The 26,309-nt window shown below is 74.6% G+C and carries 23 protein-coding genes and 1 riboswitch; of the genes, 14 read left to right on the plus strand and 9 right to left on the minus strand.

The features are described from left to right. Positions 1–19: 19 nt before the first annotated feature. Positions 20–1,387 carry an amidase gene (locus tag AC3D3D_RS06460; protein WP_463662583.1) on the minus strand — a complete coding sequence of 456 codons (1,368 nt, stop codon included), beginning with the start codon at positions 1,385–1,387 and terminating at the stop codon, positions 20–22. Further along, entirely contained in the window at positions 1,384–2,367 is a 984-nt protein-coding gene (locus AC3D3D_RS06465) for a D-2-hydroxyacid dehydrogenase (RefSeq protein ID WP_463662582.1), read from the minus strand. The genes AC3D3D_RS06460 and AC3D3D_RS06465 overlap by 4 nt, the downstream gene beginning before the upstream one ends. Before the next feature lie 140 nt (positions 2,368–2,507). Between AC3D3D_RS06465 and AC3D3D_RS06470 the strand changes: the two genes are divergently transcribed. Continuing rightward, positions 2,508–3,260, plus strand: coding sequence for a GntR family transcriptional regulator (locus AC3D3D_RS06470; RefSeq protein ID WP_463662581.1), 753 nt, complete (start codon positions 2,508–2,510; stop codon positions 3,258–3,260). 80 nt (positions 3,261–3,340) lie between these two features. After that, positions 3,341–4,042, plus strand: a complete 702-nt coding sequence (locus AC3D3D_RS06475) for a hypothetical protein (RefSeq protein WP_463662580.1) — start codon at positions 3,341–3,343, stop codon at positions 4,040–4,042. 217 nt (positions 4,043–4,259) lie between these two features. Here the strand turns inward: AC3D3D_RS06475 and AC3D3D_RS06480 are convergent, their stop codons facing one another. Next, positions 4,260–5,465 (minus strand): Glu/Leu/Phe/Val family dehydrogenase, encoded by a 1,206-nt coding sequence (locus AC3D3D_RS06480; RefSeq protein WP_463662672.1) that lies wholly within the window; start codon positions 5,463–5,465, stop codon positions 4,260–4,262. A 220-nt stretch (positions 5,466–5,685) separates the two neighbouring features. On the opposite strand from AC3D3D_RS06480, the gene AC3D3D_RS06485 reads away from it, so the two are divergent. Together AC3D3D_RS06485 and AC3D3D_RS06490 are read left to right on the plus strand one after the other, a co-directional pair. Continuing rightward, positions 5,686–6,624, plus strand: coding sequence for a LysR family transcriptional regulator (locus tag AC3D3D_RS06485; RefSeq protein WP_463662579.1), 939 nt, complete (start codon positions 5,686–5,688; stop codon positions 6,622–6,624). Between the two features lie 91 nt (positions 6,625–6,715). After that, positions 6,716–8,788, plus strand: coding sequence for a dolichyl-phosphate-mannose--protein mannosyltransferase (locus tag AC3D3D_RS06490; RefSeq protein WP_463662578.1), 2,073 nt, complete (start codon positions 6,716–6,718; stop codon positions 8,786–8,788). Positions 8,789–8,842: 54 nt separating this feature from the next. Here the strand turns inward: AC3D3D_RS06490 and AC3D3D_RS06495 are convergent, their stop codons facing one another. Continuing rightward, complete coding sequence (locus AC3D3D_RS06495; RefSeq protein ID WP_463662577.1) at positions 8,843–10,294, minus strand: aldehyde dehydrogenase family protein; 1,452 nt, start codon at positions 10,292–10,294, stop codon at positions 8,843–8,845. A gap of 95 nt (positions 10,295–10,389) precedes the next feature. On the opposite strand from AC3D3D_RS06495, the gene AC3D3D_RS06500 reads away from it, so the two are divergent. From AC3D3D_RS06500 to AC3D3D_RS06530, 7 genes are all read left to right on the plus strand, one after another. Continuing rightward, on the plus strand, positions 10,390–11,067 hold the full coding sequence (locus AC3D3D_RS06500; RefSeq protein WP_463662576.1) for a DNA-3-methyladenine glycosylase I: 678 nt from the start codon (positions 10,390–10,392) through the stop codon (positions 11,065–11,067). A 101-nt stretch (positions 11,068–11,168) separates the two neighbouring features. Continuing rightward, on the plus strand, positions 11,169–12,218 hold the full coding sequence (locus AC3D3D_RS06505; protein ID WP_463662575.1) for a homocysteine S-methyltransferase family protein: 1,050 nt from the start codon (positions 11,169–11,171) through the stop codon (positions 12,216–12,218). A 96-nt stretch (positions 12,219–12,314) separates the two neighbouring features. Further along, positions 12,315–12,422: riboswitch (TPP riboswitch) on the plus strand. A 47-nt stretch (positions 12,423–12,469) separates the two neighbouring features. Beyond that, positions 12,470–13,174 (plus strand): YkoF family thiamine/hydroxymethylpyrimidine-binding protein, encoded by a 705-nt coding sequence (locus AC3D3D_RS06510; RefSeq protein ID WP_463662574.1) that lies wholly within the window; start codon positions 12,470–12,472, stop codon positions 13,172–13,174. After that, positions 13,171–13,770 (plus strand): ECF transporter S component, encoded by a 600-nt coding sequence (locus AC3D3D_RS06515; RefSeq protein WP_463662573.1) that lies wholly within the window; start codon positions 13,171–13,173, stop codon positions 13,768–13,770. The genes AC3D3D_RS06510 and AC3D3D_RS06515 overlap by 4 nt, the downstream gene beginning before the upstream one ends. After that, on the plus strand, positions 13,767–15,497 hold the full coding sequence (locus AC3D3D_RS06520) for an ABC transporter ATP-binding protein (protein ID WP_463662572.1): 1,731 nt from the start codon (positions 13,767–13,769) through the stop codon (positions 15,495–15,497). The genes AC3D3D_RS06515 and AC3D3D_RS06520 overlap by 4 nt, the downstream gene beginning before the upstream one ends. Continuing rightward, positions 15,494–16,339, plus strand: a complete 846-nt coding sequence (locus AC3D3D_RS06525; RefSeq protein ID WP_463662571.1) for an energy-coupling factor transporter transmembrane component T family protein — start codon at positions 15,494–15,496, stop codon at positions 16,337–16,339. The genes AC3D3D_RS06520 and AC3D3D_RS06525 overlap by 4 nt, the downstream gene beginning before the upstream one ends. 4 nt (positions 16,340–16,343) lie before the next feature. Continuing rightward, a complete protein-coding gene (locus AC3D3D_RS06530) occupies positions 16,344–17,693 on the plus strand; it encodes an NtaA/DmoA family FMN-dependent monooxygenase (RefSeq protein WP_463662570.1) in 1,350 nt (449 codons plus the stop codon). On the opposite strand, the gene AC3D3D_RS06535 is transcribed toward AC3D3D_RS06530, so the two are convergent. Further along, positions 17,660–18,286, minus strand: a complete 627-nt coding sequence (locus AC3D3D_RS06535) for a response regulator (protein ID WP_488512628.1) — start codon at positions 18,284–18,286, stop codon at positions 17,660–17,662. The genes AC3D3D_RS06530 and AC3D3D_RS06535 overlap by 34 nt on opposite strands. Before the next feature lie 270 nt (positions 18,287–18,556). On the opposite strand from AC3D3D_RS06535, the gene AC3D3D_RS06540 reads away from it, so the two are divergent. Continuing rightward, complete coding sequence (locus AC3D3D_RS06540) at positions 18,557–19,252, plus strand: sensor domain-containing protein (RefSeq protein ID WP_463662568.1); 696 nt, start codon at positions 18,557–18,559, stop codon at positions 19,250–19,252. Further along, entirely contained in the window at positions 19,249–20,445 is a 1,197-nt protein-coding gene (locus AC3D3D_RS06545) for a sensor histidine kinase (protein ID WP_463662567.1), read from the plus strand. Before AC3D3D_RS06540 ends, AC3D3D_RS06545 begins: the two co-directional genes overlap by 4 nt. Positions 20,446–20,463: 18 nt before the next feature. Here the strand turns inward: AC3D3D_RS06545 and AC3D3D_RS06550 are convergent, their stop codons facing one another. The 4 genes from AC3D3D_RS06550 to AC3D3D_RS06565 form a co-directional block, all read right to left on the minus strand. Beyond that, the gene (locus tag AC3D3D_RS06550) at positions 20,464–21,417 is read right to left on the minus strand and encodes an ArsA family ATPase (protein WP_463662566.1); all 954 of its coding nucleotides are present in this window, start codon (positions 21,415–21,417) and stop codon (positions 20,464–20,466) included. After that, positions 21,408–21,668, minus strand: coding sequence for a cory-CC-star protein (locus AC3D3D_RS06555; protein WP_463662565.1), 261 nt, complete (start codon positions 21,666–21,668; stop codon positions 21,408–21,410). The genes AC3D3D_RS06550 and AC3D3D_RS06555 overlap by 10 nt, the downstream gene beginning before the upstream one ends. Positions 21,669–21,673: 5 nt before the next feature. Beyond that, positions 21,674–23,410, minus strand: a complete 1,737-nt coding sequence (locus AC3D3D_RS06560; RefSeq protein ID WP_463662564.1) for a carbon starvation CstA family protein — start codon at positions 23,408–23,410, stop codon at positions 21,674–21,676. Positions 23,411–23,586: 176 nt separating this feature from the next. Then, the gene (locus AC3D3D_RS06565; RefSeq protein WP_463662563.1) at positions 23,587–24,318 is read right to left on the minus strand and encodes a DUF1345 domain-containing protein; all 732 of its coding nucleotides are present in this window, start codon (positions 24,316–24,318) and stop codon (positions 23,587–23,589) included. Positions 24,319–24,553: 235 nt separating this feature from the next. On the opposite strand from AC3D3D_RS06565, the gene AC3D3D_RS06570 reads away from it, so the two are divergent. Next, positions 24,554–26,257 carry a hypothetical protein gene (locus tag AC3D3D_RS06570; RefSeq protein WP_463662562.1) on the plus strand — a complete coding sequence of 568 codons (1,704 nt, stop codon included), beginning with the start codon at positions 24,554–24,556 and terminating at the stop codon, positions 26,255–26,257. The last annotated feature ends 52 nt before the right edge of the window (positions 26,258–26,309 follow it).

A 26,309-nucleotide genomic window follows, 5' to 3' on the forward strand; every position in this document is an offset into this window, starting at 1 on the left:
CCTCCTGACGAGGGGCGGGTCAGGCGAGGATCTGCTCGACGCGCCGCGCGACGGCGAGGACGAGGTCGTCCTCGTGCCGCCGGCCGACGATCTGCAGCCCCACGGGCAGTCCCGCGGGCGTGTGCCCCACCGGGACGCTGACCGCCGGCTGCTGGGTGAGGTTGAACGGGAAGCTGAAGGAGGCCCACTGCGGCCAGCGCGTGAGACCCGAGCCGGGCGGGACCTCGTGACCGGCCTCGAACGGGGGGATCGCGACGGCCGGCGTGAGCAGCACGTCGTACCGCTCGTTGAAGGCGCCGGCACGGATCCCCAGGTCGGCGGCCACCGCCCGAGCCTGGAGGTACTCCACGGCGGTGAAGGTCTCCCCGAGGTCCCACACGCGGGCCAGCCCGGGATCGAGGGTCTCCCGCGCCCCGGGCATCGTCCGCAGGAGGGTCGCCGCGCCGGCCGCCCAGAGCAGCTCGAAGGCCTCGAGCGCCTCGGGCAGGTCGGGGTCCTCGGCGGCCACGGGCAGGCCGGCCGCCTCCACCCGCCCCACGGCGTCCGCGACGATGCCCGCCACCTCGGGGGCCACGCGCACGTGACCGAGGTCCGGCGAGTACGCCGCGCGGACGCCGCCGACATCCGTCTCGAGCGCCTCGACGAAGGTGCGGGTGCGCGGGGGCTGGCCGGTGGGGTCGCGGTGGTCGTACCCGGAGAGCGCGTCCATGAGCAGCGCGGCATCGGTGACCGTGCGGGTCATGGGCCCGGCGTGGGCCAGCGGTCCGAACGGGCTGGCGGGGTACATCGGCACGCGCCCGTGGGTGGGCTTGAGCCCGACGATGCCGCAGAAGGAGGCCGGGATGCGGATGCTGCCGCCGCCGTCGGTGCCCACGGCCAGGGGCCCCATGCCGGCGGCCACCGCGGCTCCCGCACCGCCCGAGGAGCCGCCGGCGGTCAGCGAGGGGTCGACCGGGTTGCGGGTGACGCCGGTGAGCGGGCTGTCCGTGACGGCCTTCCAGGCGATCTCCGGGGTGGTCGTCTTCCCGACGAACACGGTGCCGGCGGCGCGCAGGCGGGCGGTGACGGGGGCGTCGACCTCCCAGGGCTGGTCGGGGTCGACCGAGCGGGAGCCGCGCAGGGTGGGCCAGCCGGCGGTGAGGAAGATGTCCTTGATGGACACCGGCACGCCGTCGAGGGGGCCGAGGGCCTCCCCCGTGCGCCACCGCTGCTCGGCGGCGCGGGCCTGATCGAGGGTGGTGTCGCGGTCGAGGTGGCAGAACGCGCCGAGCGCGGGGTCCGCCTCCTCGATGCGGTCGAGGACGGCGGTGGCGGCCTCCACCGGGGACAGCTCGCCGGCGGCGTAGGCGCCGGTCAGCTCGACGGCGGTCATCTCCGTGGGGTTCATGCGCTGCTCCCGGGGGTCGGCACGTATCCGAGCTGCTTGTCGACGACGTTGCGCAGCGGCTCCCCGCGCTGCCAGCGCCGGAAGTTGTCGGCGAACAGCTCGGTGAGGGACTCCCGCCAGCCGTGCACGTCCCCGGAGTTGTGCGGGGTGAGGACGACGCCGGGCAGGTCCCACAGCGGGTGGTCGGGCGGTGGCGGCTCGGGGTCGACGACGTCGAGCGCGGCGCCGGCGATGGTGCCCGAGCGCAGGGCGGCGACGAGGTCGTCGGTGCGGACGAGCTCGCCGCGGCCGGCGTTGATCAGCCGGGCGTGGGGCGCCATGGCAGCCAGGGCGGCGGCGTCGATCACCCCCCGGGTCTGCTCGGTCAGCGGGGCGAGGAGGACGACCCAGTCGGCGCGGGCGAGCTCGGCGCGCAGGCCCTCGGGGCCGGTGACCTCGCCGAGCTCGGGGTCGACGCGCCCGCGCCTGCCCGAGACGGCGACCTCGATCCCGACGGCGCGCAGCAGGGCGACGGCCGCACGCCCGATCGGGCCGGTGCCCACGACGAGCGCCCGGGTGCCGGCCACGCGCTCGTTCTCGCGGTGGCGCCAGGTGTGCTCGCGCTGCAGGCGCAGGGAGCCGGGGACGTCCTTGGCGAAGGAGAGGATCTGGGTGAGCACGTGCTCGGCGATGGGCCCCTCGTACAGGCCGCGGGAGTTGGTGACGGTGATGTCGCTGTCGCGGACGCCCGGGGTCATCACCCTGTCCACCCCCGCGGCGGCGACGTGCAGCCAGCGCAGGGAGTCGGCGGCGTGCCAGGCGGCCGGCACGGCGTCGGAGAGGAAGTCGTAGGCGAACAGGACGTCCGCGCCGCGCAGCGCCTCGGCGAGCCCGGCGCCGTCCGTGGCGCGGACCTCGGCGGCGTCGGCGACCGGGGCGAAGGGCCCGGCCGGCGGCACGCGGCCGTCGTGCAGGACGACGACGACGGGCGGGGTGGGCACGTCGTCAACGTAGGAGCCGACTTCCAGGATTGTCAACAATGTGGCAATCTGCTGCTCCGGCCACGCGTGCCGCCCGACGGGGGCGCGGGCGGCGGCCCGGGCGCCCAGCCCGGGGACGACGGCAGGACGAAGGCAGGACCATGGCGATCAGCGACCTCAGGCCCCGGCCGCGCCGCTCGACGGTGGAATACCTCGCCGAGGAGCTGCGCGAGGCGGTGATGTCCGGGCGGCTCGCGCCCGGCGCCCAGCTCGGCGAGGTGGACCTCGCCGAGCGGTTCCAGGTCTCGCGCGGGCCGCTGCGCGAGGCCATGCAGCGGCTCGTCTCCGAGGGGATCCTCGAGGCGATCGTCAACCGGGGCGTCTTCGTCACCGAGCTCACCCTGGACGGGATGATCGACGTCTACCGCACCCGCTCGGTCATCGAGCGCGGCGCGCTGGAGATCGTCCTCGACCGCGCCCGCGAGGAGGCCTACGAGGCCCTGGGTCCCGCCGTCGAGGACATGCGCACGGCCGTCGGGCAGGGGGACGGCGCCGCGGTCGCCGACGCCGACCAGAGCTTCCACGTCACCGTCGTCGCGTGCTCGGACAGCCCGCGGCTCATCCGCGCCATGCGGACCCTCGTCGTCGAGTCGCGGATGGCCCTGGGCGAGCTGGAGACGACCTACGAGGACCCGGGTGAGCAGCTGCGCGAGCACGTCGAGCTGCGCGAGGCGATCCGCTCCGGGGCGGCCGAGGAGGTCCAGGCGATGCTGGTCGCCCACCTCGACGACGCCGTCGCCCGCCTCACCGCCAAGCGCGACGGCCGACAGGGCTGTCGCCGTCCAAATGACACCACTCAGCTGGGGGCTCACGCCACTGCGAACCCCCCGTCACCGACGCTCGAGGAGCTGTAGCGCCGGCAGGTTCGCGCCCGACCGAAGCGGCTTCGCAGAACACTGTTGCCAACACCGCTGGTCCTCCAATAGCCTGGCGCATGTTCGAGCAGCAGCCGGTCGAACCATCCAACTCTGACGGGGGAAACATGTTCAAGTGGACGCGCGCACTCGCGCTGGCAGCAACAAGCGTGTTAGCAGTTGGCATCGTTGGCACGCCCGCTTCCGCCGAGGGTGACGAGCTCACGCCCGAAGAATGGTTCGCCGCCTTCGACGGCGACCCAGCAGCAGTCTCTCAGGTGGAGCAGGCGCTCGACGCGGTCGCAGCCGAGCAGACTTCCGACGAGGCGGCAGCGATCGCCGCAGATGGCTACGCCTGGGTGAGGTTCGACCTGGACACGCTCGAACCCGTCGTCGCCATCGCCTACCCTGACGAGGTGGTTGCGGAGCTGCCTGAGCGGTCGACGGAGGAGCTCTCGACCATGGAGATCGAGGCACAGCTTTCTGAAGTCACTCTCGATCAATCGGGCAGTGACGACAGTAACGCAACGCCGCTCGTAGCCTCGTGCGCCGACAATGCCGACGCCCGCATTCGCGACTATGTCGGCGGGAAAATCGGCTGCCGCGCATGGGAAGGGTCAATCACGCAGACCGTCAACATTCCCCGGGGGTACTACGCGTATGCCGGTGATCGGCGCACCGGGTTTCGAATCACTGGGCAGGGAACGCTTGCCCTTGAGGCAGGAGTGAACGCGACATGGCCACAGGGCTCGGACATCCCGTTCAATCGCGTCTCTCGGTGACACCCGAGATGATGAGGGCCCATTCCTGATCGATCGGGCCGTCCACCTGGTGACAGGAGACAACTGTCCGCAGGTTGCCGCCTGCAAGTAGTTTCAAGGATGCGACGCCACACGGCCCGAACCCGCCATCGGGGGTTCGGGCCGTGGTCTTCTACGGGCATTGACTGTGAGACCAAGATTCAACTGGACGTGCTGCCGCTGATTGGGCGGACCCCGGCTACGGGATGACGATGCGCGCCCCCTCGAGCGCGTACCGGTTGGCCGAGGCCATGGTCAGCGCGGTCCGGCGCGGCGTCACCCCGTGCTCGTGCCAGCGGGTGGCGAGGACCTCGACCTTCTCGAGCATCTCGCGGCGCAGCCGGTCGAAGGAGTCCGCCGGGTCGGCGCCGACCTGGCCCTGGAGCAGCCACCAGGCCCAGGCCGCGGCGCCCGCGTTCGCCACGAAGTCCGGGATCACGGGCACGCCGCGGGCGGCGAGCGCCTCCTCGGCCTCGGGAGTGGTGGCGGAGTTCGCCGCCTCGACGACGATCCGGCCCGCGACGGCGTCGACGGTATCCGCACGGATCGCGTAGGAGACGGCGGCGGGCACGAGCACGTCGACCTCGGCGCCGAGCACGGCGTCGCGCGGCAGCGCCTCGACGCCCACGGGGATGCGGGTGCGGTCGATCGTGCCGTGCTCGTCGCGCAGGTCGAGCAGGGCCGGCACGTCCAGGCCGCCCGGGGCGTGCAGGGTGCCTGCGGCGTCGGCCAGCGCGACGACCCGCACCCCGGCGTCGTGCAGGTACCAGGCGGCGGACCCACCCATGGTGCCGACCCCCTGGACCGCCGCCGTCGCCCCGACGGTCTCGACGCCGAGGGCGGCGAGCGCCCCGAGGCAGGCCTGGGCGACCCCGTAGCCGCCGATGACCTCGCCGAGCTCCAGGCCGTCCTCGGTGCGGGCGTCCAGGCCGGCGCGCACCCGGCGCAGCGCCGCGGCGGGGTCCGGGGAGCGCCGGATCGCCGCGTGGTAGGACTGCTCGAGCCCGAGCCGCTCGAAGACCGTATCGATGGCGGCCTGGGAGACGCCGAGGTCCTCGGCGGTCACCCAGTGGCCGTCGAGCCAGGGCAGCATGGCGGCGCAGAAGCGCTCGAGGACCTCGTCGGCGCGCGGGTCGTAGGGGTCGAGGTCGATCCCGCCCTTGGCGCCGCCGACGGGCAGGCCGAACGTCGCGGTCTTCAGCGCCATCCCCCGCGCCAGGTCGGCGACCTCGTCGATCGTGCAGCCGGCGCGCATCCGCGTGCCGCCGGTGGCGAGGCCGCCCACGAGGTGGTGCACGACGAGGTAGCCGCGCACGCCGGTCACCGGGTCGACCCAGGTGACCCGATGGGCGTCGTCGGCCAGCAGGGCAGGCCGCTCGGGCGGCGCCGCCCCGGGCGCGGTCACGGAGGCGGCCCCGACCGCCGCGGGCTGGGTGCGTGGGTCGTGCGTGATCGTCACCGGGACACCTCCGTCGTTGCTCGTGCCGCCAGGGTGGGATCGGTTCGACGCCGGTGTCCATCAACGGTTCGTGCACGGTGCCGTGCACGATTCCTGCACGATGGCCGGCACCCTCCGTGCGGCGTGTGGCCGGGCAGCGGGGGCCCGGGGTCCCTAGCCTGTGGAGATGGAGCTGTCGCTGCGCCGGCTACGCATGCTGCGTGAGCTGCGCCGCCGCGGCACGGTCACGGCCGTCGCCGCGGCGTTGCACTACAGCCCGTCGGGGGTCTCCCAGCAGCTCGCCCAGCTCGAGCGCGAGGTCGGGATGAAGCTCGTCGAGCGGCACGGCCGCGGCGTGCAGCTCACCGAGCTCGGCGTGCTGCTCTCCGAGCACGCCGAGGACATCCTCTCCTCGGTGGAGCGGGCCACCACCGCGCTGGAGAGCGCGCAGGAGGGCATCAGCGCGCGGCTGACCGGCGGCGTGTGGGCGTCGGTCGCGACCGGGCTGCTCCCCCAGGCCCTGGCCACCCTGGCCGGCGAGCACCCCGGCATCCAGGTCACCACCGTCGAGCTGGCCCCCGAGGCCACCGCCGAGGCCGTGCTGGACGGCAGCCTCGACTTCTCCTTCGTCATCGACTACTCCGACTACCCGATGCCGCTCAGCGCGGGTCTGGCGCGCGAGGTCATCGCCGTCGAACGGCTGCACGTGGCGGCGCCCGCCGGCGCGCTCCCCGCCGGGACGATGTCGCTGGCGGCCCTCGCCGAGTCGCCGTGGATCCTGGCCGGCCCCCGCTCCCACTTCGGGCGCGCGGTGCGGATCGCGTGCCGGCGACACAGCTTCGACCCCCGGGTCGGGCACGCCGTCGAGGAGCAGTCCACCGCGCTGGCGCTCGTCGCCGGCGGGCTGGGGGTCACCCTGGTCTCCGACCTCGCGCTGCGAGACGTCCCGGGCGGGATCGACATCCTTGCCCTGGACGAGCCCGTCATGCGCACGGTGTCGATCGTCCACCGGGGCGGCACGCCGCAGCGCCCCTCGCTCGAGCTCGTCGTCGACGCGGTGCGCGCCGCTGCGGCCGCCGCGGGGGTGGCCGCGAGCTCGAGCCTGCCCACCCCCGAGGAGACCTGAGCCGGCTCCGGCGCGGGGGCGTCGCGGGTGTGGGCAGTCTCCCCCTCGCCCGGCCCCCGGTCGGCGGCGCCCGCCGACCTAGACTCCCCGGGTGACGTCGAGCGGACCCGGGGGCGCCCCCGACCACGAGCCCGTGGCCGAGCCGGCCGCCGGGCCGAGGACCCCGTCCGAGCCCGATCCGGCACCCGGCACCGAGGCCGGGACCGATCCGGGAGCAGGGGCCGGGACCGATCCGGGAGTCGGCCCCGGGGCCGCGCCTGCGGCCGACCACGACCCCGCAGCCGTCGCCGAGACCGGGGAGAACGGCACCGAGCGTCGCCGCGACCGCCGTCGTCGTGGCCGCCGTCGGGGGGACGCTCCCCGACCGCTCGCCGGCGACGTCGACGAGGTCGAGACCACGCTGCGCGCCCGCCTCGGCCTGCGCCCGCTCGGCGAGGTCCTCGACCCGCGGGCCGGGAAGATCGCCTGGGCGGTCGCCCTGCTCATGGGGCTGGTCGCCGCGCTCGTGCGGCTGCCCCGCCTCGGCATCCCCGCCCGCCTCGCCTTCGACGAGACGTACTACGTCAAGGAGGCCTACTCGCTGCTCACCCTCGGCTACGAGGGCGACTGGGAGGGCGACGACGCCAACGCCCGCTTCGCGGACGCTGACTTCGGGGCGCTGAGCACCGAGGCGGACTACGTCGTCCACCCGCCGCTGGGCAAGTGGATCATCGCGATCGGGATGCGTCTGCTCGGCCCGGAGAACCCCGAGAGCTGGCGGCTGAGCTCGGTGGTGGCCGGCGTGCTCATGGCCGTCCTCGTCACCCGGCTCGGCACGCGCCTGTTCCGCTCGGCCCTACTCGGCGGCGTCGCCGGCTTCCTCGTCGCGGTCGACGGCGTGGGCATCACGGCCAGCCGGATCGGCCTGCTCGACATCTTCCTCGCGGTGCTCGTCCTGGGCGCCACGATGCTCGTGGTCAAGGACCGGGAGTCCACCCGCGCGATCCTCGCCCGGCGCTCGGCCGAACGGATCGCAGCCACCGACGACGGCCTGCTGCCCGGTCCCGCCCCCTCGGTGGGCTTCCGGTGGTGGCTGCTGGCCGCCGGCGTCGTCCTCGGCGCCGCCTGCGGGGTCAAGTGGTCGGGGGCGTACGCGATCGCGGTGCTCGGGCTGATGGTCTTCGTCTGGGACACGGCCGCCCGCCGCGCGGTCGGCTCGCGGCGGTGGCTGTCCGACGGCGTGTGGCGCGGCGGCGCACCGGCCTTCGTCGCGCTGGTCCCCGTGGCGCTGGTGACCTACCTGGCCTCCTGGGCGTCGTGGTTCGCGTCGCCGTCCGGGTTCCACCGCACGTGGGCCGCGGACCAGCGCGCCGCCGGGCTCGAGACGGGCTACCCCGGCTGGCTGCCGGACTCCCTGGTGTCCTGGTGGGACTACCACGCGATGATGATGGAGTTCCACACCGGCCTGGTGAACCCGCACGAGTCGCAGGGCCACCCCATGCTGTGGCTGCTCCAGCTGCGGCCGACGCTGTTCTACCGCGCGGGCGGCGAGGAGCGCACCGGCCTGGGCATGTGCGGCGACGAGTACTGCATCGCCGGCGTGAGCTCGATCGGGAACCCGCTCATCTGGTGGCTCGCCGTCGTCGGCCTCGGGGTGGTGCTCTACGGGGCGGTGCGGCTGCGCGACTGGCGGGCGTGGCTGATCCTGTCCGGCTACCTCTCGATGTGGCTGCCCTGGGTGGTGCTGTACTCCCACCGGACGATCTTCCAGTTCTACTCGATCGCCTTCCTCGCCTTCGTGGTGCTCGCGCTGACCTACGCGGTGGGTTGGCTGCTGGGGGTCCTGCGGCCGCCGACCGACGCTCCGGTGCCGCGCGGGCTCGAACGCGCCGACGAGGACGAGCGCTGGTGGCGGCTGCGCGGCCACTTCGCGCGCCCCGTGCCCTGGCGGGTGGACGAGCACGGCGTGCCGGGCGACGACGCCGGGCCCGCGGCCCGGGCGCGGCCGAGCACGGTCGCGCTGCTCGTCTCGGAGGACGGCGCCGTGCGGATCACGCGCTCGGCGTGGGTGACGCTGGCGATCGTGCTGGGCGCGGTCGTGGCGGTCTCGGCCTGGTACTACCCCGCGTGGACGGCCTGGAACCTCTCCGAGGCCGCCTGGGAGATGCGCGTCTGGGGCGGCTGAGCCGGTCGCCGGACCGGTCAACCGGGCGGTGTCGCGACGTCGAGCCGGCCCTCCTCAGCCTCGCCCGGCGCCCGGCCCCACACCGAACATCGCCCTGAGCATCGCGCGGGCCCGGCCGCCGTAGGGCGGGAAGGCCAGGGCAAGGGTGTCGGGCCGCATGGGCTTGGCCAGCACCGACTTCTCGTGGGAGAACCGCCGCACCGAGGCCTCCCCGTGGTACGCGCCGGTGCCCGAGCCACCCACCCCGCCGAAGGGCAGGTCCGGCGCGGAGACCTGGAGCATCGGGGCGCCGAAGGAGATGCCGCCTGCGCGGACCTCCCGCACGAACCGGGTCCGGTCCAACCGCTTGTCGGTGAAGGCGTAGGCCGCCAGCGGGTGCTCCCCCGCCCGGGTGAGCGCGATCGCCTCCTCCAGGCCGTCGACGGCCATGATCGGCAGGACCGGCCCGAAGATCTCCTCCCCCATCACCGGATGCTCGGGACGCACCCCGGTGAGCACCGTGGGCTCGAGGTAGCGCTCCTCCGCGTCGCGGCCGCCCCCGGAGGCGAGCTCGGCCCCGGCGGCGAGCGAGTCGTCCAGCAGCGCGGTCACCCGCGCGTGGTGGGCGGTCGAGACGAGCCGTCCGTAGTCGGGGCTCTCGGCCGGGTCGACCCCGTACATGCGCCGCACAGCGGCGGCCACGTGCCGGGCGAGCGGGGCCACCGCCTCCGGCGTGGTGAGCACGTGGTTGGGGGCCACGCAGGTCTGGCCGGCGTTGACGAGCTTGGCCCAGGCGAGCCGGCCCGCCACCGCGGCGAGGTCCTCGTCGGGGTCGACCCACACCGGGCTGCGCCCGCCCAGCTCGAGGGTGACCGGGGTGAGGGTGCGGGCCGCGGCGGCCGCGACGATCCGCGCCACCCGCGAGCCCCCCGTGTAGAAGAGGTGGTCGAGGCGCTGGTCGAGCAGCGCCTCGCTCGTGGCCGGCCCGCCCTGGACGACCTGCACGACGTCGGGGTCGAGATACCTCCCGACCAGGTCGGCGAGCGCCAGCGAGGTCGCCGGCGCCACCTCGCTGGGCTTGAGCACCACCGCATTTCCGGCCGCGAGCGCCCCCACCAGCGGGGCGAGCAGCAGCTGGACCGGGTAGTTCCACGGCGCGATCACCCCGACGACGCCGAGCGGCTCACGCACGACGGCCGCCGAGGCGGGGGCCAGCGCGAGCGGGACCCCCACCCGCCGCGGGGCGGTCCACCGCCGCAGGTGGCGCACGACGTGGTCGAGCTCGCCGATGGTGAACCCGATCTCGACGAGCCAGGACTCGGTGGCGTGCCGCCCGAGGTCGGCCTCGAGGGCGGCGACGAGCTGGTCGGCGCCCTCAAGGAGCATGCGGCGCAGGTCGGCGAGGTGCTCGCGCCGGCCCACCCGCGGCAGGGTCTGTCCGCGTTCGAAGGTCGCGCGCACGCGGGCGACGGCGTCGGCCACCTCCGCGCCGCTGGTCTCGGGGACGGCGGGTCGCTGCTCGGCCATGCATCGACGCTACCGGGGGCTGTGGACGGACGGCGCGCGGCCGGGGAGTGTGGAGAAGGGCGGCGGCCGCGCCGGTGCCGCGCGAGGATGTGGTCATGGCGAGCACCAGCGCAGCGCAACCACGGACGGGCCCGGACACGAGCCCGAGCCCTACCCCCGACGCGGGCGGGGCGCAGGACATCCCCGGCGTCGTCGTCGGTGAGGACGGGCTGGCGCGGCCGGCGTGGGCGGCGACCGACCCGCTGCTGCGCGAGTACTACGACACCGAGTGGGGCATGCCGGTGCGCGACGAGCGCGGGCTGTTCGAGCGGCTCAGCCTCGAGGTCTTCCAGTCGGGGCTCTCGTGGGTGACGATCCTGTGCAAGCGCGAGGCGTTCCGCTCGGCGTTCGCGGGGTTCGACGTGGACGCGGTCGCCGCGTTCGACGACGGCGACGTCGAACGGCTGCTCGCCGACGCCGCCATCGTGCGGAACCGGCGCAAGATCGAGTCGACGATCGACAACGCCCGCGCGACCGTCGAGCTGCGCGGCCGCGGCGGGCTGGCCGAGCTCGTGTGGTCGCACCGGCCGGAGGCGACCCCGGCGCCGCGCACTCCCGCCGAGGTCCCCTCCACCTCGCCGGAGTCCGCCGCCCTGGCCCGGGCGCTCAAGGCGGCCGGCTTCCGCCACGTCGGCCCGACGACGATGTTCGCCCTCATGGAGGCCGTCGGGATCGTGGACACTCACCTCGTGGGCAGCCACCGGCGTGGCTCCTCGGGGGTCTGGGAGAGCTGAGGGCCGTCCCACCTGGTGGGCACCCGGGGTGGGCACGCGCGCGCACGCGGGCGGCTGCGGTTCACTGCGGCGGTCATCGCCCCGACCCCGAGGAACAGCACATGAGCGAGCAGCCCACCCTGACCGACCGTCTCGACGCCGGACCGGTGATCTGCGCCGAGGGCTTCCTTTTCGAGCTCGAGCGCCGCGGCTACCTCACCGCCGGCGAGTTCGTCCCCGAGGTCGCCCTCGAGCACCCGGACGCCCTGCGCGCCCTGCACCGCGACTTCCAGCGCGCCGGCTCCGACGTCGTCGAGGCCTTCACCTACAACGGGCACCGCGAGAAGATGCGGGTCATCGGCAAGGAGGACCTGCTCGAGCCGCTCAATCGCTCCGCGCTGCGGATCGCCCGGGAGGTCGCCGACGGCGTGCCCGGCAACCTCATGGCCGGCAACATCTCCAACTCCAACATCTGGGACCCCGCCGACCCGGCCCGCCAGGGCGAGGTGCGGGCGATGTTCGAGGAGATGGTCGGCTGGGCCGTCGAGGAGGGCGCCGACCTCATCGTCGGGGAGACCTTCTACTACGCCGGGGAGGCGCTGACCGCCCTCGAGGTCGCCCGCGCCTCGGGCCTGCCCGTGGTCCTCACCCTCGCGCCGATGGCGCTGGAGGAGATGGCCGACGGCGTGGGGATCGTCGAGACCGCGCAGCGTCTCGAGCAGGGCGGGGCCGACGTCGTCGGGCTCAACTGTTTCCGCGGGCCGGCCACCATGCTGCCGTGGCTGCGGGAGATCCGCGCCGCGGTGTCCTGCCACGTCGGCGCGCTGCCGATCCCCTACCGCACCACCGCCGCGGAGCCGACGTTCTTCAACCTCTCCGACGTCGACGCCGCCACCCCGGTCCCCCACGGCCGCGCCTTCCCCACCGGCCTGGACCCGCTGTACACCAACCGGTACGAGATCGGCGCCTTCGCCCGCGAGGCGTACGACCTGGGCGTGCACTACCTCGGCGTGTGCTGCGGCGCGGCCCCGATCCACGTCCGCCAGGTCGCCGAGGCGGTCGGCCGGACCACCGAGGCGAGCCGCTTCTCCGAGCGCATGGAGAACCACTTCATGTACGGCAGCCACGACCGGCTGCCCGAGCACATCGCGGCGCTCGGCTCGCGCGCCTGACCCGCGGCGGCGGGCCGGGACGGCCAGGACGGACGGGGGTGGCCCGGCCCGTCCTGGACACCGGTCGACAGCCGGTCGCCCCACCGGTTACGGTCGGCACAACCCCCGGGGAGCGCCTGCCGGCGCTGAGAGTGCGGAGAGACCGCAGACCCGCTGACCTGATCCGGTTCGTACCGGCGTAGGGAGCAGGGAGCCTGTCGGCACACCGCGCCGGCGGGACTCGACGACACCCGCGGGCCGAGGACGGCACCGTGCACACCCAGCAGACCGAACCGCGCGACCACCCGACCGCCCCGGACGCGTCCGGTCGTGGCGCCCCCGCTCCCACCCCCGCCGAGCTCGGCATCGGGATGCGGCTCAGCGTCCACCCGCACACCGACGACTTCGCCGAGGTCATCGGCGGCGCCCTGGCCGACGTCGAGGAGCAGGGGCTCACCGCCGGCCTTGTCACCGAGACCGACACGGTGAGCACCTGGGTCGGGGCCCGCGAGCAGCCCGCCGAGCAGCGCCTGGTGGCCTACGCGACCGGCCTCGTCGCCGCGGCCTCGCGGGGCTCCGGGGGCGGGCACGTCGTCGCCCACATCCTGCTCTCGCGCGGCTGCCCCGGCGAGGTGACCTGCGACCTCCCGACGGGGGCCCGGGCTCCCCGCCCGGTCCCCGTCGACCTCGCGCGGACCGGCATCGACGCTCAGGCCCAGTGGTCCCTCTACCCCCTCCTCGACGGGTCCTCGGGCGGCGGCGAGCACATGGACCACATCATGGGGGCGATCGAGGGCGCGCGACGCCGCGGCACCGCCGCCTCGCCGGCGCACTACGCCACCCTGCTCGAGGGGGACCTCGCCGACGTCCTGACCACCGCGTCCGACGCCTGGGCCGAGGTCGGCACCGCCGTGCCGCACGTCGTCGCTCACCTCACCGTCTCGGTGGGCTCGCCCAGCCTGGGCGGGCGGGCATGAGCCCCCGCGAGGCCCGGACCGGGCCGGGGCCGTGGGCGCTGAAGGACCTCGTGCTCGTGGTGGTCCTCGGCGCCGTCTTCGGGTTCGTCTACTGGGCGCTCGTCCAGGCCTGGAGCGGGCTGCGCCTGCTCATGGGCCCGGCCGGCGACCTGTCCGAGCACGTGCTGTTCGGCGGCTGGCTCATCGTCGCGCCGATCGCGGTGGCGATCGTGCGGCGCCCCGGCGCCGGCGTGCTGGCCGAGGTCATCGCCGCCGTCATCGAGTTCGCGTTCCTCGGCTCCCCGGTCGGCCCGCTCCTCGTCATCGCCGCCGTGCTGCAGGGCGTGGGCTGCGAGCTGCCGTTCTTCCTCACCCGGTATAAGCGGTACGGCTGGGAGATCTTCGCCCTGGCCGGCCTGCTCGGCGCGACGCTCGTGTTCTTCTACTCGGCGTTCCGCTCGGGCTGGTACGGCCAGGACATCTTCGCCCTGCGGCTCGTCATCCAGGCGCTGTCCGGCATCGTGCTGGGCGGCCTGCTCGCCAAGGTCGTCGTCGACGCCCTCGCGCGCACCGGCGTCACCGACAACTTCGCCATCGGCCGGGCGGGGACCTCGTGACGAGCGCCCGCCCGGCGGGCTCCCCCGCGGTCGGGGTCACCCCGTCCCCCGACGGCGCGGCCACCGCCGTCGCGGCCCTGCGCGTGGCCGACCTCGCCGTGCGCTTCCGGGGCAGGTCCGAGCCGGTGGTGTCCGGTGTGTCCGTGTCCCTCGACGCCGGTGAGCAGGCGGTGGTCCTGGGACCCTCGGGGTCGGGGAAGTCGACGCTCCTGCACGCGGTCTCCGGCGTCGTGCCGCACACCGTGTCGGCGCAGGTCACGGGCGAGGTCTCGGTCCGGGGCGCCACCGACGTCGACTCCCCGGTCGTCGACCGTTCCCGGTACGTCGGCGTCGTCGCGCAGGACCCCTCTGCGGCGGTGTGCCTGCCCGGGGTGGCCCAGGAACTCGCGCTGCCGCTGGAGAACCACGGCACCGACCCGGATGAGATCGACGGCCGGATCGACGCGGCGCTGGACGCCGTCGGCGCCGCGCACCTGCGCGACCGCTCGAGCGCGGACCTGTCGGGGGGCGAGTCGCAGCGCGTGGCGCTGGCCGCCGCGCTCGTCACCGACCCGGACGTGCTGCTGCTGGACGAGCCGACGTCGATGCTCGACCCGGCCGGGATCGCCGCGGTGCGCGGCTCGCTCGACCGGGCGCGTGCCCGCCACGACCCGGCAGTCCTGCTGGTCGAGCACCGGCTCGACGAGTGGGCCGGCCCCGCGGGCCTGGCCGGGCTCCCGGAGCGGGCGGTCGCCCTCGGCCGCGACGGACGGGTGCTCGCGGTCGGGCCTACCATCGAGGTGCTCCACGAGCACGCGGCCGACCTCGTCGCGGCGGGCTGCTGGCTGCCGCTGGAGGCCGAGCTGCTCGCCGGCACCGGCGCGCCGGGCGGACTGGCCGAACCTCGCAACACCCGCCTCCTGGCCGGGCTCGCCCCGTCCGGCGACGGCCAGGTGGGTCGGCCGCCGTCACCCGCTGTGCCCGGCCCGGTCGTGCTCGCCGCGCGCGGCCTCGACGTCGGGCGGCCACCGCTGCGCGGCGGAGCGCCCGACCCGGTGCTGGCGGGCGTGGACCTCGCGCTCCGCGGCGGCGAGGTGGTCGCGGTGCTCGGCCCCAACGGCGTCGGCAAGTCGACCCTGCTGCTCACGCTCGCCGGGCTGCTCGACCCCCTGGCGGGTGATCTCGTCGGCGAGCCCGCCGGGCTCGTCTTCCAGAACGCCGAGCACCAGTTCCTCGCGCACACGGTCGCCGACGAGGTCGGGTACGGCCGGACCGGACCGGACAGCGCGGCCGCGGTGGCCGACCGGCTCGAGCGGCACCGGCTGGACCACCTGGCCGACCAGAACCCGTTCCGGCTCTCCGGCGGGGAGAAGCGGCGCCTGAGCCTGGCGGCGATGCTCGTCCACGAGCCGGCCACGCTGCTGGCCGACGAGCCCACCCTCGGGCTCGACCGTGGGGACACGATCGCCACCGTCCGGGCGCTGCGCGACGAGGCCGCCGCCGGCCGCGCGGTCGTGGTCACCAGCCACGACCTGCGCACGGTCGCGGCGCTCGCCGACCGGGTCGTGCTGCTCGCCGGTGGCCGGGTCGTCGCCGACGGACCGACCCACGAGGTGCTGCGCTCCCCGGGGCCGCTGGCCCGCGGCGGTCTCCGGCTGCCCGAGCTCGTCGCCTGGCTGCTCGACCACGTCGCGCCGGAGGAGCTCGGGCCGGTGCTCCGACGGCTCGACGAGGTGGTCGCCGCATGAGCGTCCTCGCGCGCGAGCCGCTCGCCCACGCCCCGCTGACGCGGCGCAACCCCACGGTGAAGCTGGCGGCGCTCACGGTCGTCTCGGTCGCCGTCGTGTTCGTGCTCGACCCGGTCACGCCGGCGGTGCTCTACGTGGCGGCGCTCGTCGCGGTCGCCGTGGGCACCCGTGCGACCGCCCGCACGCTCCTGCTCGGGCACGTCCCGTTCCTCGCGTTCGGGCTCGGCGTCCTCGTCGTCAACGCCCTCACCCGACCCGGGGAGGTGCTGTGGCAGTGGGGCGTGCTCCGCGTGACGGTCGAGGGGCTCAGCGTCGGGGGCGCCCTCGGCATCCGCTGCCTGGTCATCGGCGTGTGCGTCATCGGTTTCCTGCTGTCCACGGACGGCGTCGCGCTGATGACGAGCCTGCACCACAACGCCCGGCTCGGCGCGCGTCCCACGTACGCGGTGCTCGCCGGCTACCGGATGCTCCAGGAGATGCCGCGGGAGTGGAGCACCATCCGGCACGCCCACGCCGTCCGCGCGACTCCGCGACGGGCCGCGTCACCGCGCCCGCGCGCATCGGTCAGCCCGGCCCGCCGAGCCCGGCCCCCGCGCGGGCCGCGGCACATGGCGGGCGTGGTGTTCGCGCTGCTGGTCGTCACGGTGCGCAAGGGCGAACGGATGGCGCAGGCGCTGGAGTCGCGCGGCCTGGGACTGTCGCCACGCACCACCTGGCGGCCCACGCCCGTGCGGCCGGCGGACTGGGCGCTGCTGGCCGGCGTCGTCGTCGTGCTGGCCGCCGTGCTCGTGGCCGGCCACCTGGCCGGGACCCTGAGGGGGCCGGGTGCGCTCTTCGGATAGGTCCATGCACCTGGTCGCCCTCGTCGACGCCCCCACCAGCCAGTACGCGCAGGCATGGCGGCATCCGCTGACCCGCACCGACTGGCTGACGGCGGGCTTCTACGCCGACCTGGCCCGCACCCTCGAGCGCGGCCGGTTCGACATGATGTTCTTCCCCGACGCCCTTGCCGTCCCCGAGGACGGCAGGGGCAGCGTCGCCACGGCCCTGCGCACCGGTGGGAAGGGCACCATCCACCTCGACCCGGTGACGCTGGCCGGCGTCGCCGCGAGCGCGACCACCCACCTGGGCGTGGGCGCCACGATGTCGACGACCTTCCTGCCGCCGTACGCGATCGCCCGCACCATGCTCAGCCTCGATCACCTCTCCGGCGGCCGGACGGCGTGGAACGTCGTCACCTCCACGACCGACGCCGAGGCGAGGAACATGGGGATGGCGGCGATCCCGCCGAAGGGTGAGCGCTACGACCGGGCCGACGACGTCGTGTCCACCGTCCTCGACCTGTGGCACTCGTGGCAGCCGGACGCCCTGGTGCAGGACCGGGAGCGGCGCGTGTTCGCCGAGTCCGACCTGGTCGGACGGGTCGAGGGCGGGCTGAGCCGCGGCCCGCTCTCGCTGCCGCCCGGACCGCACGGTCACCCGGTGCTCATGCAGGCCGGCGCCTCGCCGCGGGGCCGGGACTTCGCGGCGCGGTGGGCGGAGGTGGTGTTCGTCGTCGCCGAGGACGCGGCGGCGATGCGGCGTCTGCGCACGGACCTGCGCGAGCGCGCGGCCGCCGCCGGCCGGGACCCCGACGAGCTGCGGGTGTTGGCCGCCGTCCAACCCGTGGTGGGCCCGACCGACGCCGCGGCCCACGCCAGGCTCGCCGAGCTGGCGGACCTGCTCGACGAGCGCGAGGTGCTCGTGATCCTCGGGCGGCTCCTGCACGCCGAGGGGCTCGCCCCGGACGCTCCGGCGGTGGACCTGCTGATGGCGCACCGGGGTGCGACCGGTAGCGAGGGCTTCGAGGACATGCTGCTCCGGGCGAGCCGGGCCGAGGACCTCACGGTGCGCGAGCTGGCGGTGCGCCAGGCGATCAGCCAGCTCAAGCCGATGCCGGTCGGCTCGCCGCGGACCGTGGCGGACGAGCTGTGCGCGATCGTCGAGGCGGAGGCGGCGGACGGGTTCGTCGTCATGTCCGCCCTGCTGCCCTCCTCGCTGGCGGACTTCGTCGACGGCGTGGTCCCCGAGCTCCAGCGGCGCGGTCACCTGCGCCGCGAGTACGCGGGCACCTCGTTGCGCTCGCACCTCGGGCTGGGGCCGGGGCACGCCCCCGCCGGTGGCTACCGGCCGACGGCGACCAGCCCCGACTCGTAGGCGGTGACGACGATCTGGGTGCGGTCCCGCAGCCCGAGCTTGGACAGGATCCGCGAGACGTGGGTCTTCACGGTCTGTTCGCCGAGGTAGAGCTCGGCGGCGATCTCGCCGTTGGAGCGGCCGGTGGCCACGAGCCGCATGACGTCGAGCTCGCGCTCGGTCAGCGGTGCCAGCACGGTGGCGTCGGGCCGTCCGGAGGGGCGGCTCGCGTAGTCGGTGATGACCTTGCGGGTGATCGCCGGGGAGAGCAGCGCGTCGCCGGCGGCGACCACGCGCACGGCGCCGGCGAGCTCGTCGGCGGTGGCGTCCTTGAGCAGGAAGCCGCTCGCGCCGGCCTCGAGGGCGGCGAAGACGTACTCGTCGGCGTCGAAGGTGGTGAGCATGACGATGCGCGGGTGCGTGTCGCCGGGCATGGCGAACACGGCGCGCGCGGCGTCGAGGCCGTTGACCCTGGGCATGCGGATGTCCATGAGGACGACGTCGGGGCTGGTGCGGCGCACGAGGTCGACCACCTCGCTGCCGTCGGCGGCGCTGCCCACCACCGTCATGTCCGTCTGGGCGTCGAGCAGGGCGCCGAAGCCCTGCCGCACCATCGCCTGGTCGTCGACGACGGCGACCCGGATGGTCGGCCCGGCGGAGGTCGGTGCGCTGCTCACCCGGTCACGGTAGCGGGGCCTCTCGCGCCGGCGGGGCCGCTGCCCTCCGGCGGTGCACGACCACCCGCAGGTAGGGGTCGGGTTCACCCCCGAGGGTGACGCGCGGCGGGCAGGCGTGCGGCGACAGTCCCTGTCATGTCCACGACCACCGACGCACCAGTCGGCTCCGCCACACTGTCCATGACCACCAGAGACGGACGTGACCCCATGACCACCTCCACCGCACCGCGCGGCTCGCGGATCGGGCGCGCCGTGCGCACCCTCGGGCGCGACCTCGGCTACCTCCTGCCGGGCATGGTCCTGTCGATCATCGCGTTCGCCGTGCTCGTCTCACTGTTCGCTGTCGGGGTGGCGACGTTCATCATCTGGATCGGCGCGGTCATCCTCCCGCTCGCCCTCGTCACCGCGACCGGGTTCGCCCAGATCTCCCGGTCCCGGCTGCGGGTCTGGGGTGCCGACGTCGCGACGCCCCGCTACCGCGAGCACCGCGGGGGGCTCGGCGGCTGGATCCGGCTCCTCGCCGACCCGAGGCGCTGGCTCGACCTGCTCTTCGAGGGTCTCCTCGCCCTCCCGCTGCGCCTGCTCACGGGCACCGTGTCCATCGTCTGGCCGGTCACCGCGCTGGGCGGGCTCACCTACTGGTTCTGGGGAATCTTCCTCCCCGAGGACGACGCGATGACCGGTATCGAGTGGCTCCTGTTCCAGCTCCCCGACGGTTGGATCTCCGACTCCTTCGCGCAGAGCTTCGCCGCCGACGCCCTCCTCACCGGTATCGCCGGGCTCCTGCTGGCCCTCACCACCCCGCCCGTCGTGCGCCTCATGGCGCTGATGGACGCGGGCGCGACCGCGGTGGCGCTCGGCGACACGGGTGCGCCGGCCGGGCGCGAGCAGGTGGCGCGATGAGCGCCGCCGAGAACCGCGACCCGCTGGCGGACCTCCTCGTGCTGCGCTCGTCCCGCCTGGGCTGGACGTGGCTGGTCGGCATCTACGCGGCCGTCATCCTGCTCGCCGTCGGCTGGCCCGTCCTCACCAACGTCCACGGCGTCCACGTCGCGATCTCCATGGTGCTCGCCCTCGCGAGCTCGGGGGCGCTCGTCGCGGCCGTGCGCTGGCCGGTCGTCGCGGTCGCACTCGCCCTCGCGGCAGCCGTGGCGACCGCGGCGGTGGCGTCGACGTCGGCCCCGTGGCCGTGGCCGGTCCCCACGATGATCGCCTACCTGCTCACGCTGCTCGTCCTCGCGCTGCGGCACGGGTGGCGCTGGGGCGCCGGCCTGTGGGTGGGCGGTGCGCTCCTCTCGATCGTCGCGCTCGTCGTCGGGCCCGACGCGGGCGGCGCGCTCGCCAACGCGATCGTGTGCGCGAGCGTCGGCGCCGGTCTGCTGGCGGCCGGCAGCGGCGTCGGGCTGCTCCTGCGCAGCCGGCACGCGCTCGAGGCCGAGCAGCAGGCCCGGGCCGAGGAGTCCGGTCGGCGCAGCGAGCTGCAGGAGCGCAACCGGATCGCCCAGGAGATGCACGACGTCGTCGCGCACTCGATGTCGGTCATCAGCGTCCAGGCCACGACCGCCCCGTTCCGACTGGAGGGGATGTCCGCGCCGGTCGAGGCCGAGTTCTCCTCGATCGCGCACTCCTCGCGCACGGCGCTGGCCGAGATGCGTGGCCTGCTGAGCATCCTCCGCGGACACGACGACGCCGACCTCGCCCCGCAGCCGGGACTCGGGGACGTCACCGACCTGGTGGACACCTCGCGCAGCTCGGGCGCCCGGATCGTGCTCGAGCAGGAGGCGGACCTCGACGCGGTGCCGCCCGCGACCGGGCTGACGGCCTACCGGATCGTCCAGGAGGGTCTGAGCAACGCCCTGCGCCACGCCCCCGGCGCCGAGGTCACCGTCACCGTGCGCACGAGGGCCGAGGAGGTCGAGCTCGCGGTGGTCAACGGTCCCGCCGAGGCCGGCGCGACGGCACCCGTCCGCGCCCCGGGCACGGGGCTGGGGCTGGCCGGGATCCGCGAACGGGTCCGCGCCCTGGGTGGGTACGTGGAGATCGGCCCGACGCCGGAGGGCGGGTTCGCGGTGCGGGCCGCCCTGCCGCTGGGGTGACCGGCTGCAGGACCCGGGTCAGGGACCGGCCGGGGCACCGAGCCCGCGGGCCACGGCCGTCACGGCGGGCAGCCCGACGAGGTCGTCGACGAGCTCGACGCGCGTGACCGGGGCGCCGAGGTTGAGCGACCGGAGCAGGTCCTCCTCGCGCCGGCGTCGCGCGGGCATGGGGCCCGCCGGCGCGAGGCGGTTGGCCACCACTCCCACGAGCGGCACCCCGGTGGCGGCCAGCTGCTCGGCCACCTCGAAGCTCTCCGCCGCAGGCAGGGGCTCGGCGACAAGCACGAGCGCGAAGCCGGTGCGGGTGGGGTCCTGCAGGAGGTCGCGCATGAGGGAGAACCGGGCCCGTCGGGCCAGCAGGGTGCGCCGCAGCTCGGCGTCCCGGTCGGAGGTGTCCCGGGTGCCGCCGAGCGCGCCGTAGGCCACGGCGAAGCGTTCGGAGCGGTCGCGGTTGGCCAGGAGGGACTCGGTCCACCCGGTCAGCCGTTCGGGCAGGGCCAGCAGGTGCAGCGTGTGCCCCGAGGGGGCGGTGTCGAGCACGACGACGTCGTAGCGGTCCAGGCCCGTCTCCAGGGCCTGTGCCACCCGTTCGAGCGTGGCGGACTCGTGCGTGCCGGGAGCGGTGCGGGAGCGCTCGAGGTGGTCCCGCGCCGCGGCGTGCAGCCGCTCGGGCAGGAGCCGTTCCATCGCCCCGGCGACGGCGGACAGGTGCCGCTCGACGGTGCGGGCCGGGTCGACCTCGATCCCGTCGACCCGGCCGGCGCCGTCCTCCCACAGCGTCGTCGGCTCGTCGCCGACCCGCGTCTGCCACAGGTGGCCCAGGCTGTGCGCCGGGTCGGTGGAGACCACCAGGGCACGCTCGCCGGCGGCGGCGCGCGCCCAGGCGATCGCGGAGGCGACCGAGGTCTTGCCGACGCCGCCCTTGCCGCCGACGACGAGGACCCGCAGGTCGGCGGTGTCGCTCAGCAGCACGAGATGTGGTCCAGGGGGCTGCGCTCCATCCCCATCCGCGTGTGCCAGCCGTGGAACTCCTCGTAGACGGCGGGCAGCAGCTCGGCGGTGTAGTAGGCGGCCGGGTCGGGGACCCCGAGGGACTCCCCGAGCACGACGAGCAGGAAGTGGTCGTCCTCGTCACGCCGGGCCCGGTCGAACGTCTTGCGGTACGGGCCCGCGTAGTAGTCGTTCAGCCCCTTGAGCAGGGCGGCCCAGCGTGACGAGGACACGGGTCTCAGTCCGCCGCGCCCACGGAGGCACGGACCAGGTGGTCCTCGAGGTCGGCGTCCTCGTGCTCGGGTGGCTCGGAGCGGGCGCGGCGCATGGCCACGACCCCCTCGCCCGCGACCCACAGGGCCGCGCCGATGATGAGGATGTCGAGGATGAGCAGGAGCCAGTTGGTGTCGACCCCGCCGTTCCAGAAGGTGCCGACCTGGACGATGGCCGCCCAGAACGCGGCGACGAACACGAACAGCAGCGGCACGAACGCCACGAGGACGTTGCGCCGCTTGCGGATGAGCATGATCGAGACGATGACGAGCGTGAGCGAGGCCAGCAGCTGGTTCGTGGTGCCGAACAGCGGCCAGATCGTCAGACCGCCCGAGCCGTCGGTGCCCTGGCTGAAGACCAGGCCCATGCCGATCACGACGACGAGGAGCGTGCCCACGAGCGTGTTGATCCGTAGGCCCACGGCCTCGCCGGCCTCCTGGAAGACGAAGCGCAGCAGGCGGATGCCGGTGTCCATCGTCGTCGCGGCGAACATCACGGCCATGGTGGCCAGGACCGTGGCCGACAGGGTGGCGGGCAGGCCGAGCCCCATCTCGATGAGGTTGCCGCCACCCTCGACGAAGGCGTTGACGCCGCCCTGGTTGAAGGCGCTGTAGATCTCGTCCCAGCGCGCGACGGTGCTGATGCCGGCGGTCGTGGCGATGATCGAGCCGAGCGCGAGCATGCCCTCACCCACGGCGCCGAAGTAGCCGACGAACCGGGCGTCGGTCTCCTTGTCGAGCTGCTTGGAGGTCGTGCCGCTGGCGACGGCCCCGTGGAAGCCGCTGATCGCGCCGCAGGCCACGGTGACGAACAGCAGCGGCCACATCGACGGCGTGCCGTCGGGGACGGCGTCGTTGAGCATCGGACCGACGAACCCGTTGCCGTGGACGAGTCCGGCGACGATCGTGCCTGCGAAGAGGATGGCCAGGCCGACGAAGAGCTGGACGCCGTTGATGTAGTCGCGCGGCTGGAGCAGCAGCCACACGGGCAGGAGCGAGGCGATCGCGCCGTACACGAACAGGGCGACGATCCAGAACGTCGCCGGGCTCATGCCCAGGACCGTCTCGGGCAGGACGACCGGGTAGGCGTCGCCGAGGACGATGAGCGCGTACAGGGCGACGACGCCGACGATCGTGACCACGCCGAGGTTGAGGCGGAGCTTGTAGACGGAGATGCCCACGAGCAGCGCGACGAGGATCGCCCCCCAGGAGGGGATGACCGCGGACGGGTTGGCGATGAGCAGGTCGGTGATGACGACCGCGAAGGCGGCGATGACCATGAGCAGCAGCAGCGCGATGACGAGCAGGAAGACGTAGCTGCCGCGGCGGCCGATGTACCGGCTGGCGAGGGCTCCGATGGATCGGCCCTTGTTGCGCTCGGAGGCCCACAGCGCGCCGAAGTCGTGCATGCCGGCGAAGAAGACGGTGCCGATGGTGACCCACAGGAAGGCCGGGAGCCAGCCCCAGATCACCGCGACGGCGGGGCCGACGATCGGCGCCGCGCCGGCGACCGAGGTGAAGTGGTGCCCCCAGAGCACGTACTTGTTGGTGGGGACGTGGTCCAGGCCGTCGTTCTTCTCGTGGGCCGGGGTGACGAAGGCACGGTTGAGCCGGAAGACGCGCTCACCGAGGTACTTCGAGTAGACGAGGTAGCCGGCGGCGAAGATCGCCAGGCCGACGAGCAGGAGGATGACGGAGTCCATGCGATCTCATTTCTGTCGACGGTGACAGCGGGGGAGGATCGGGCGGCGCGGAGGTGGTGCGGAGCTGGTACCGGTCACGCCGCCGTGCGCAGACCCTACGCGACCGCCACGGGCCGGGCCGGTTCATTCCCCCCTCCCGCGCGCCGCCGGGCGCTCGGGACAGCCGGCGCCCGCGCTCAGTCCCCGAAACCCCCGACCAGGAGACTGACCGTCATCGCGACGATGACGGTGTTGAAGGCGAAGGCGATGATCGAGTGCGTCCGGGCGACCGTCCAGCCCTGGCTCGTCCTGAACCGCACGCCAGAGCCCGACATCGTCGAGGTGAGCACCGAGAGCGTGAGGTAGTCCTGGAACCGGGGTTCGCCGAGAAGGTCGAACTCCAGCGCGTCCCGCCCGGCGTCCATGCGCATGTACCGGATCGCGTACTGGTAGGCCATGAGCACCCAGGAGCCGGCGCTCGCGGCCACGCCGAGCAGCAGCATCCACACCGAGGAGCGGAACTGGTCGGTCTGGGCGATGGCGAGGACCCCGGCGGCCGCCACCAGGGCACCCTGGACCGCCCAGGACTCGGCGCTGACGTCGCCCAGCATCGACCGCCACCACGAGGTGCGTCCGCGGTCCTGCGCACGGGCGACGCCCCGCAGCTGCGCAGGCAGCATCCGGCTGAAGACCAGGTGGGTGAGCAGGACGTGGACGGCGGCGAAGACCACCCAGAACACGAGGAAGATCGGCAGGAAGAGGTCGCCGAGGTAGTCGCGGAACCAGTCCCGGAGGGTCGGGTACTGATCGACCTGCTCGACCCGGACGATCATCGACGGCACGAAGGCCACCAGCGTGACGGCGAGCGCGATCGTCGAGGCCACGTTCATCCGGAAGATCTCGCCGCTGAGCCGCGGTGGCCTGCCCATCCCGTGCCCCTCGTCCGACGCCCCCGACCGCGCGCAGTCTGCCACGGGACTGTCACCGCACCGCGCCCTTCGTCGCAGCGCGTCACCTCGTGCGTCGGCGTCCCGGGACCGGTCACGGTCCCGGGGCCGGTGCTGCTCGTGCCCCCGCATCCGGAACGGACGGTCCCGGGCTGTTGACCGTTCGAGATCTGCCACTAGAGTGAGATTCAGAACACATAATCGGCGAGGGGGAGTCATGCGGTCCGACGCGGAGCGCCGGGGGTCATCGCCCCTGCCCCGCTGGGCCGCCCGCGGTCTGGGCGCCGTCGGAGGCCTGGTCGGGCTGACCGCCGCCGGCATCGCCCTCGCCTCACCCGCAACCGCCGACGACGGCGAGCAGGACTCCCCCGGGCTCGTCGAACAGCTTCTCGCCGGGGTCCTCGATCCCCTCACGGAGCACCTCCTCGACCCGGTCGCCGAGCACCTCACCGGTCCCGCGCCGGGTGCCGAGGAGAGCGCAGAGGAGCAGGGGGCGGTCGGGGACGAACCGACGGTCGAGGACGAGCCGGCGGCTCCCTCTCCCGCGGACCTCCCGGAGCAGGCACCGGCTCCCGCCGCACCGGACGCACCTCCCGCACCGACGATGGCACCGGAGCCGGAGGGGTCCACCGCGGTGGAGCCGTCGGCACCGTCGCCGGCCGACCCGGCCGCCGAGGTCGCTGCCGACGTCTCTGACCCGATCGCCGAGGCGGCAGCCCACATCTCCGAGTCGGCCGACGAGGCCGCTGCCGCCATCTCCGACGCGGCCGGGACACCGCCCGCCGACACGGACGAGCAGACCGCGCACGCCCCCGCCACGGCGGCCCCCGCCGAGGCTGCGGACGACGCGGCTCCCGACGCGCAGCCGAGCCCGAGCGACCAGCCGGCGGAGCCGCCGGCCCAGGACCGCGACGGGGCCCCGCTCACCGCGCTGACCGGCGCCGTCGGGGAGGTCCTCGAGGAGGTGACCACCCCGGTCGAGGAACTGACCGCACCCGTGGTGGGGCTGCTCGGCGAGGTGACCGACCAGGTCTCACCACTCACCGGCGCGGTGCTCACGCCGGTCGTGGACGACGTCGTCGCCCCGGTCGTGGATCCCGTGCTCGAGGCTGCCGCACCAGTCGTCTCGCCGGTCGCGGAGTCGCTGCCCCCGGTCCTCGCACCGGTCGGCGCCCTCGTCGATCCCGTCCTCGGAGCCACGCGCCCCGTGCTCGACCCGGTGCTGGAGGCGGCCGCGCCCGTCGTCGAGGTGGTCGAACCGGTGCTGCGACCGCTCGCACCGACGCTCGAGGACGTGGTGGCGGTGGTGGAGCCCGTGGTCGACCCGGTGGTCGACGTCGGCGAGCTCCTGCCCGAGGTCCTGCCGCCCACCCCGACGCCTGCGCCCGCGCCGGGGCCCGAACCTGCACCCGCCCCCACCCCTGAGCCCGGCCCGGCCACGCCGCCGACCGTCCCGGAGGTGCCTGAGGAGGACCAGACGACGCCGGAGCCGGTGGCGGAGACGCCCGCGGCGATCGATGCGGCGCCCGACCGACCGACGCCCACCCCCGCACCGGCCCCGCTCGCCGTCGACGACGCCGTCGAGCCCGCCGCCACCACGGCCGGTCCCGCTGCGACGCAGCCGGTGACGGCCCAGGAGGGGACCACCGGCGCCGCGGCCGCCACCACCACGGAGTCCGCCGCGCAGGACGAGGCTCCCCACGCGCTCGCGTCGGTGAACCCGGGTCATGGCATGGGCGGCGTCGGCCACGTGGTCCTCTCCCAGGTCACGGACACGGCGCCGCTGCGTGCCGCCGGCACCGACTCCACGGACGGTGCCCGCTTCCGTCTCGACCCCCTCACACTCTCCTGGCCGGTCGGTGACTCCGCCGACCGTGTGCCGAACGACGTCGTCCGAGAGGTCCCCGTCTCCCCTGCCTGAGGTGTGCCCGGCCGGCCGCGTGCCGGCAGACGCACCCCCGCGCGAGAGCGCA

Source organism: Georgenia sp. X1117 (genome assembly GCF_057784635.1).

Bases quoted from the DNA above. Each gene is read 5' to 3' on its own strand.
- AC3D3D_RS06460 (WP_463662583.1), bottom strand. From the start codon at position 1,387: ATGAACCCCACGGAGATGACCGCCGTCGAGCTGACCGGCGCCTACGCC.
- AC3D3D_RS06470 (WP_463662581.1), top strand. From the start codon at position 2,508: ATGGCGATCAGCGACCTCAGGCCCCGGCCGCGCCGCTCGACGGTGGAA.
- AC3D3D_RS06475 (WP_463662580.1), top strand. From the start codon at position 3,341: ATGTTCGAGCAGCAGCCGGTCGAACCATCCAACTCTGACGGGGGAAAC.
- AC3D3D_RS06485 (WP_463662579.1), top strand. From the start codon at position 5,686: ATGGAGCTGTCGCTGCGCCGGCTACGCATGCTGCGTGAGCTGCGCCGC.
- AC3D3D_RS06495 (WP_463662577.1), bottom strand. From the start codon at position 10,294: ATGGCCGAGCAGCGACCCGCCGTCCCCGAGACCAGCGGCGCGGAGGTG.
- AC3D3D_RS06500 (WP_463662576.1), top strand. From the start codon at position 10,390: ATGGCGAGCACCAGCGCAGCGCAACCACGGACGGGCCCGGACACGAGC.
- AC3D3D_RS06505 (WP_463662575.1), top strand. From the start codon at position 11,169: ATGAGCGAGCAGCCCACCCTGACCGACCGTCTCGACGCCGGACCGGTG.
- AC3D3D_RS06515 (WP_463662573.1), top strand. From the start codon at position 13,171: ATGAGCCCCCGCGAGGCCCGGACCGGGCCGGGGCCGTGGGCGCTGAAG.
- AC3D3D_RS06525 (WP_463662571.1), top strand. From the start codon at position 15,494: ATGAGCGTCCTCGCGCGCGAGCCGCTCGCCCACGCCCCGCTGACGCGG.
- AC3D3D_RS06530 (WP_463662570.1), top strand. From the start codon at position 16,344: ATGCACCTGGTCGCCCTCGTCGACGCCCCCACCAGCCAGTACGCGCAG.
- AC3D3D_RS06535 (WP_488512628.1), bottom strand. From the start codon at position 18,286: ATGGTGCGGCAGGGCTTCGGCGCCCTGCTCGACGCCCAGACGGACATG.
- AC3D3D_RS06540 (WP_463662568.1), top strand. From the start codon at position 18,557: ATGACCACCTCCACCGCACCGCGCGGCTCGCGGATCGGGCGCGCCGTG.
- AC3D3D_RS06545 (WP_463662567.1), top strand. From the start codon at position 19,249: ATGAGCGCCGCCGAGAACCGCGACCCGCTGGCGGACCTCCTCGTGCTG.
- AC3D3D_RS06560 (WP_463662564.1), bottom strand. From the start codon at position 23,410: ATGGACTCCGTCATCCTCCTGCTCGTCGGCCTGGCGATCTTCGCCGCC.
- AC3D3D_RS06565 (WP_463662563.1), bottom strand. From the start codon at position 24,318: ATGGGCAGGCCACCGCGGCTCAGCGGCGAGATCTTCCGGATGAACGTG.
- AC3D3D_RS06570 (WP_463662562.1), top strand. From the start codon at position 24,554: ATGCGGTCCGACGCGGAGCGCCGGGGGTCATCGCCCCTGCCCCGCTGG.